This window comes from Microbacterium sp. B24 (assembly GCF_000333415.1).
Taxonomy (GTDB): Bacteria; Actinomycetota; Actinomycetes; order Actinomycetales; family Microbacteriaceae; genus Microbacterium.
This window is the reverse complement of the sequence record NZ_BADB01000252.1, coordinates 1-1,903: the sequence shown is the minus strand read 5'-3', so window position 1 is coordinate 1,903 and position 1,903 is coordinate 1. Positions and strand designations below refer to the sequence as shown.

Sequence of the window (1,903 nt, the reverse complement as noted above, 5' to 3'; positions counted from 1 at the left end):
AGCTCGGTCCCGGGGATCCTCTAGAGTCCGAGCGTCCGGGCGCGCAGGGTCTCGACGGTCGCGGTCGCGAGAGTTCCGTCGAGAAGATCGGGCCGGCCGGAGAGGACGATCTCCGACAGATCGAGGACGCCCACGATCGGGGCGAGGGCGATGCCGAGACGAGCCCCGGCATCGCGCAGCACCGCGTCGCGGTCGGCGCCGGGTTCGGCCACGCGCGCCTCCAGCGCCGGAACCGACAGCCACGCCTCGAGGCAGCCGACCTTTCCGCACACGCATCGCGGGCCGCCGTCCGTGCCGACGGTGACGTGACCGATCTCTCCGGCGGCGAACCGACTGCCGGCCATGGGCTGACCACCCGCGAGCAGGCCTGACCCGACGCCCCGGCCCACGCGGACCAGCAGCACGTCGTCGGCGGCTCCGCCGAAGGTGTACTCCGCCAGCACGGCCGCATTGGCGTCGTTGGCGACGAGCACCGGCAGCCCCAGGTCGGCACGCAGAGCGCCTTCCAGGTCGACGCCCTGCCATCCGAAGTTCGGCGCCGTGAGAACGACGCCGCGATCGTCCACGATGCCGGGGCTGCCGACGCCGACGCCGAGGACCGGCGCGTGCGCGTCGGCCACGAGGCCACGCGCGAGCTCCATGACGGCGCCGAGGATGTCGGCGGGGTCCGCCGGTACCGTCATGTCCCGACGCGCGACGATCTCTCCGTCGAGCGTGAGGATCGCGCCGAGGAATCGGTCGGTGCCCGAGAGGTCCAGCCCGACGATGCGGTGGCCCTCCCGATCGAGGTCGACGAGGATCGCGGGCTTTCCGGGCCCCGTCACCTCGCGCATCCCGCGCTCGGCGACATAGCCGTCGTCGATGAGTTCGGCCACCAGATCGGAGATCGTCACCCGCGTCAGACCGGTCTCACGGGAAAGGTCCGCACGACTCATGGCACCCTGGTGGAAGAGGGTCTGCAGCACGAGGGCGCGATTGTGCGCCCGCGCATGCTCCGGCAGCACCTTCGCCGCATGGCGCAACGCGCGGCCCGGCACGACGGAGCGGGCCGGCGGTGCCGCATCGACGGCGCCACGCGGGAGATCAGATCCGGACATGTTTGTTAGTAGACCTTACGAAAGCCGCATCTGCAAGCGTCGGCGCGGATTCGGAAGGACGATTTACAAAACTGTTACATTGCGCGAGCCCCGACCGGAGGAGAGAGCTTGTTGACCGCCACGACACGGATCGGCCGCATCGCCGCGATCTTGCTGACCGTCACCGCGATGGCCGGCCTCGTCGGGTGCGCACCAGACGGCGGGGCGGGCCCCACTCCCTCGGGCGGCGATACGCAGACGACGAGCCAGGCGTGCGAGACGGTGCGCGCCAGCGTCCAGGACGCCGCCGACCAGGTGCAGCGCCTCGACGCCGGCGACCCGTCGGCGGCAGTCAGCGCGTTCACCGAGGTTGCCGCCCGCCTCGACGACGCCGCGCGAGCGGTGGGCAACCGCAGCATCGCCGATCTGCTGCCGCCGCTGCGATCGAGGTTCACGTCGGCATCCGCCGACCTGTCCGCCATCGCGGGCGGCGACCTCTCGCGCCTCGAGTCGCTGCAGAGCGCTGCCGCGCAGATACAGTCGGCACTGAGCGCGTTCGCCGCCGCCTGTCCCGCTTCCTGATCCTCGACAGGAGCGCGGGCGCACCCCGATGGAGGCCTCTGACGGCGAACGAGGTGCATCCCGTACCATGGGAGGGCGCGGCCGCGCAGAACACGGGGGTGTTTAGGTGACCGATCCTGCAACGGGACGAGAGGCAGAGGGTTCGCCCGATGCCTCCTCCGCGAGCCCCCCGACCGCCGCGACCGCCGTGCTCGACGGCCCGATCGAGACGATCGACGACGCCGCCGTTCCCCCCGCGCAGGTCC

2 protein-coding genes are annotated in these 1,903 nt (G+C 71.6%); one reads left to right on the top strand and one right to left on the bottom strand.

All coding sequences use genetic code 11. From position 1 onward, the window contains the following. Positions 1–20 precede the first annotated feature (20 nt). Positions 21–1,097: an ROK family transcriptional regulator gene (locus tag I5I_RS06720; protein ID WP_239640048.1), complete on the bottom strand. Its 1,077-nt coding sequence runs from the start codon at positions 1,095–1,097 to the stop codon at positions 21–23. A gap of 111 nt (positions 1,098–1,208) precedes the next feature. Here I5I_RS06720 and I5I_RS06715 point away from each other — a divergent pair, with 111 nt between their 5' ends. After that, positions 1,209–1,658, top strand: coding sequence for a hypothetical protein (locus tag I5I_RS06715; RefSeq protein WP_239640047.1), 450 nt, complete (start codon positions 1,209–1,211; stop codon positions 1,656–1,658). The last annotated feature ends 245 nt before the right edge of the window (positions 1,659–1,903 follow it).

Bases quoted from the DNA above. Each gene is read 5' to 3' on its own strand.
- I5I_RS06720 (WP_239640048.1), bottom strand. From the start codon at position 1,097: ATGTCCGGATCTGATCTCCCGCGTGGCGCCGTCGATGCGGCACCGCCG.